The sequence below is a fragment of the Actinomycetota bacterium genome (assembly GCA_005774595.1).
Taxonomy (GTDB): domain Bacteria; phylum Actinomycetota; class Coriobacteriia; order Anaerosomatales; family D1FN1-002; genus D1FN1-002.
The window spans coordinates 1-2246 of sequence record VAUM01000312.1 but is presented as its reverse complement, the minus strand read 5'-3'; the positions used below and the strand labels follow the sequence as shown (position 1 = coordinate 2246).

The window sequence follows — 2246 nt, the reverse complement described above, 5'->3', positions numbered from 1 at the left end:
TCGGCCGAGGTGCCCGACGCGAGCGCGTACGCGACCGCCGAGCAGGCCACGCCGACCGCCGCGCCCGAGGGCACGGGCGGCCGTGACCGCGGCATCGCGGACTGGCTCGGCCTCGGCCGCGGCTTCGACGCGCGCAAGAAGGGCCGCGAGATCGGCTCGTGGGACAACTTCGGCGACGAGGGCGCCGACGACGCGGACGAGATCGGCTGGAAGGGCGGCGCCGCTCCCGCCGAGGACGTCGACGACCCCGAGTTCGCCGCGGCGGAGGCCGCGCGCATCCGCAAGCTCGTCACCGAGCGCGCCGACCGCGACCTCGTCGAGAAGGAGGTCTGGTTCGTGGCGACCGGCGCCGAGGAGGTCGGCACCTTCGGCATGCGGGCGTTCCTCGCCGCGCACAAGGAGGAGGCCTCCGACGCCGTCATCATCAACATCGACAACGTCGGCGCGGGCAAGGTGCACTACATCACCTCGGAAGGCATGGTCGTGCGCTACCACTGCGACCGGCGGCTCGCCAGCGCGGCCAAGCGCGTCGCGCGCGAGGAGGAGATGGACATCCGCGGGAAGGACTACCGCGGGCTGACCACCGACGCCACGCCCGCACTGGCCCGCGGCTTCCGCGCGATGAGCGTGATGGCGTTCGACATCAACGGGCGCATCCCGAACTGGCACTGGAAGACCGACACGGTCGAGACCTGCTCGGAGGAAGTGATCGACTCGGCGGCGGACTTCGTCGCCAAGCTCATCCGCGGGCTCTGACGCCTTTCGCCACCGGCGTGGCGTAGACCGACATCGCGGTGCCGGCGAGTATCAGCAGCGCCGACACGCCGAACACCGGCAGCATCCACGCCGAGTCCTGCAGTGCCACGACCACGAGCGTGAACAGCACGACGCCGAGGTGCAGCAGGCCCGAGCCGGCCTTCGCGACCCGTCCCTGCGTGAGGTACGACGGCGCAGCGGCGCCCGCGACCGTCATCACGACGACCGCGACCTGGATCAGCGCGGCCAGCGCGAGGTAGACCGCCATGCCGGCCGTCATGCTCCCGCTCGCCGCCCACGCGACCAGCCCGACCGCGACCATCGCCGCCGACACCGCGATCAGCGCACCTCGCGAGAACAGCCGCTTCGGGACGCACAGCCCCATCACGACCACCAGCGCGACCACCTGCGGCGCCGCCACCGCGTTCATCGCGCCCACGAACGCGCCGTAGTGCAGCGCCTCCCAGTCGGGCACGGTGCGGGTGGCGAACCACGCGTAGAGCGTGCCGATGAGCGACTGCGCCCCGAGCGAGCCGAGCAGGCCGACGGTGACGAGCGTGAGCGCCCAGTCCCACGAGGAGCGCTTCGCGGGCGCGGGCGCGACGGGCGCGGGCACGCTGTCGGGCGCGTCAGGCATACGAGTGCGCCCCCGGGACGACGTAGGTCGCGATGTAGGTCAGCACGAGCGCGACGAAGGCGAGCACGCCGAGCACGGCGACGAGCTTCCAGACGCCGGGTCGGCGCAGGTACAGCCTCGCGTGCAGGTAGGCGGTGTAGAGCAGCCACATCATGATCGAGATGTTGACCTTGCCCGACCACCACCACGAGTCGCCCTGCCACGCCATGATCGCCCACGGGAAGCCGAGCAGCATGCCGGCGGTCAGCGGCAGGTAGCCGAACGCCGCCCACTTGTACGCCACGCGCTCGTACGACGAGTGCCTGCGCGCGATGGTGAGCAGCGTGGCGACGAACGAGATCACGAACGCGCCGTAGCTCGCGAAGAGCATCGGCGGGTGCACCCACATGTACCAGGTGTTGTAGTAGTACTGCCGCGACCCTTCGAGCCCCTGGAACAGCCCTCCGGCGGCCCCGGAACCGGTGGCGAGCGCCGCCGCGTACTCCAGGTACCGGCCGAGGAACTCGGGCAGCGGCTCGGTGAGCGGGCGGCCCCACAGCACCGCGCCGGCCATGAGCGCCGCCAGCGCGATGCCGATGCCGGGCAGCAGCTCGTCGCGCTTGTCGCGCACGAGCAGCGCGAGGACGGCGAGCAGCAGCGCCCATACGTAGAGCTTCTCGGACTCGATCCACAACGGGACGGCGAAGGTGCCCGTCACGGCGCCGGTGATCGGGTCGACGAGCGGCGTGAGTGCGTACAGCCGCCAGTGGAACCACGCGAGCATCGCCTCGCCGCACGCGAGCAGCACGGCCGCGGCCGCGACCGCGCGGCGGCGCCACGGCGCGAGCCGCGGGGTGACTGAGACCCCCAGCAC

The 2246-nt window shown here is 72.0% G+C and carries 3 protein-coding genes; 1 reads left to right on the top strand and 2 read right to left on the bottom strand.

Features of this window, described 5'->3' with window-relative positions:
- Positions 1-9: 9 nt before the first annotated feature.
- Positions 10-756, top strand: coding sequence for a Zn-dependent exopeptidase M28 (locus FDZ70_09515; protein ID TLM69750.1), 747 nt, complete (start codon positions 10-12; stop codon positions 754-756).
- Here FDZ70_09515 and FDZ70_09510 read toward each other — a convergent pair.
- Both FDZ70_09510 and FDZ70_09505 read right to left on the bottom strand, forming a co-directional pair.
- Positions 740-1372, bottom strand: coding sequence for a hypothetical protein (locus FDZ70_09510; protein ID TLM69749.1), 633 nt, complete (start codon positions 1370-1372; stop codon positions 740-742). The two genes, FDZ70_09515 and FDZ70_09510, sit on opposite strands and share 17 nt — an antisense overlap.
- Before the next feature lie 13 nt (positions 1373-1385).
- The coding region (locus tag FDZ70_09505) for a hypothetical protein (protein TLM69748.1) at positions 1386-2246 on the bottom strand (861 nt) is incomplete at its 5' end.